1 protein-coding gene is annotated in these 1,727 nt (G+C 51.6%); it reads left to right on the forward strand.

The window, feature by feature from the left end; translation table 11 throughout:
- Positions 1 to 113 precede the first annotated feature (113 nt).
- The gene (locus ACFQ03_RS25805) at positions 114 to 1,631 is read left to right on the forward strand and encodes a DDE transposase (protein WP_379291889.1); all 1,518 of its coding nucleotides are present in this window, start codon (positions 114 to 116) and stop codon (positions 1,629 to 1,631) included.
- The last annotated feature ends 96 nt before the right edge of the window (positions 1,632 to 1,727 follow it).

The following is a 1,727-nucleotide window of genomic DNA, read 5'->3' on the forward strand; positions in this document are numbered from 1 at the left end:
CACCCCAAAACAGGGATGCGAACAAACTTTCCTCTTGACATTTTCGAAATCCCCCAACAATCGCCGAGAAGGCATTTTTTCCTGCCTATCTCTTTGAGAATTGGGTGATTGTTGTGAAATTGGTTTCCCGCACTCATCAGAATTACTTGATCTTTGTGACGGAGCAACTTCACAAGGAGTACGGCACTCCTGCCGATTTAGCACTACTGCAACAGTTTTACAGCGATTTGATTTTCTGGATTACTCCTGTCGATTTATCCGCAACTGCTTCCTTGATGCGATCGGGCTACTCCCCGAAAACCAAAGGTCGAAAACCTCGCGATCCCTCTGACATGTTGCGCAGTACGCTTTTGATGACCAAGCTTGGGATGAGCGTGGATGATTGGGTTTGTGCGCTTCGCACCACGCCTGTTTACGCCATTCTCAGCGGCTTCGCTCCTGGCGATACGCCCGGCGTCGGCACCTTCTACGACTTCTTCCGAAGGCTTTGGAAGGCATCCACTCCACATAAGACGGGACGCAGGAAACGCCGCTTGAAGAAACCGCGAAAGAAAGGTAAGAAGAACGAAAAGCAAGAACCCAAAAATCCGAAGATTACGGAGAAGCTCGTCTCCCGCGTCCTGCGAGAGGAGAAGATCCATTACACGCCAAAAGAACATGACCTGTTGCAACACCTGTTCCAGACGTTGTTCGTCCTGCCTTCTGCGGCGAAAGGTTTGCTCGGCGATACCCGTAACTTTCGTGTCATTGGCGACGGCTCCCCGGTAGCAACCGGAGCTCGTTCTTACGGAAAGTTCCTTTGCGACTGTCGAAAGACAGGCAACTGGAAGTGCGACTGCAAACGTCAATATGCCGATCCCGATGCCGATTGGGGCTGGGACAGTTACCGTGAAAGATATTACTACGGCAGAACACTGTATATGTTCTGCGCGGCGGATAGTCCGTACAATCTGCCGGTCTATCCTCGTTTGTTCCGTGCCAGCCAACATGACACGGTGTCTTGGGTTTGCGGGTACCGCGAGCTTCGTCACTGGTACCCGCAATGGAAGCTGGGAGAAGCGATTCTGGATTCCGCCCACGACGCTCTTCCCATCTATACCATGCTGGAACATGATGATGTTTCCGCCATCATCGACCTGAATCCCAGGCGTTCCGGCAAATTGGTATCTGGCGATATTACCTTTGGCACAGACGGCGTGCCGGTCTGTCCCATCGGTCGAAAGATGATCAACTGGGGCAAAAACTCAAAAAGTTTCCGGAACAAGTGGCGCTGCCCGGCCAAAGTTGGAAAGTGGGAGTGTCCTCATCCCTGTTCGGAATCGGAGTACGGTCGAACTGTATACACTTCCACGAAAGATAACCCGCGCTTCTTTCCGCGCATTCGTCGCGACAGCAAGGAATGGACGGAGCGCTACGCGCTGCGAACTGGCGTCGAACGCTGCATCAAGCGGCAGAAGGTGGACTACAAGTTAGAATCCTCCCGCGGCCGCAGTTCCCGTCATTGGAACATCCGGGTTTATCTCATTGCCATGTGCCAGCATGCAGATGCATGGCTCGAAGAAGCGAAGAAACAAAACCGGCTTACGTCCGTTGCGGAATGGTTAAAAACCATAGCCTTGATGGCGGCGTAACTTGTGTTTCAATGCATACTTTTTTAAAAACCGATAAACTTCGGTTTCTTTGGCATGCCCATTCTTGAAAACAGCTTTCATACGCACCATTTCATC

The organism is Paenibacillus residui (assembly GCF_042677205.1).
GTDB classification, from domain to species: Bacteria; Bacillota; Bacilli; order Paenibacillales; family NBRC-103111; genus Paenibacillus_L; species Paenibacillus_L residui.